This is a genomic window from Streptococcus oralis subsp. tigurinus (assembly GCF_002096275.1).
Classification (GTDB): Bacteria; Bacillota; Bacilli; order Lactobacillales; family Streptococcaceae; genus Streptococcus; species Streptococcus oralis_CN.
This window is the reverse complement of sequence record NZ_NCUG01000001.1, coordinates 1-425: the sequence shown is the minus strand read 5'-3', so window position 1 is coordinate 425 and position 425 is coordinate 1. Positions and strand designations below refer to the sequence as shown.

The 425-nt window shown below is 40.7% G+C and carries 1 protein-coding gene; it reads right to left on the bottom strand.

Annotated features, from left to right (window positions below; all coding sequences use genetic code 11):
* Positions 1-425 (bottom strand): Cna B-type domain-containing protein (locus B7725_RS00005; protein WP_142357332.1); only part of this gene is annotated, 425 nt, incomplete at both ends.

The following is a 425-nucleotide window of genomic DNA, read 5'->3' as shown; positions in this document are numbered from 1 at the left end:
TTTAGACTCATATTCTGCGACTGAAACTTCTTCAATAGTGTACTTAATCGCTTTACCAGCTTTGTTCACATCAAGATCTGTGAAGTTTCCTGACCAGTTGTTGTCTTTATTGAGTTCAAGGGTCTTACCTGTATCTTGACCATCGGCAAGAAGTTTAACTGTGACTGATGTTGGACGTTTGCCATCTTGGTTATCGGCATCCTTCCATACTTTCTTCACTGGTACTTGAGTCTTACCTGGAGTGTAGCTGTTAGTAATGGTGTAACTTGTGGCATCTCCTGTTACCTTAGACTCATATTCTGCGACTGAAACTTCTTCAATAGTGTAAGCAATCGCTTTACCAGCTTTGTTCACATCAAGATCTGTGAAGCTTCCTGACCAGTTGTTGTCTTTATTGAGTTCAAGGGTCTTACCTGTATCTTGAC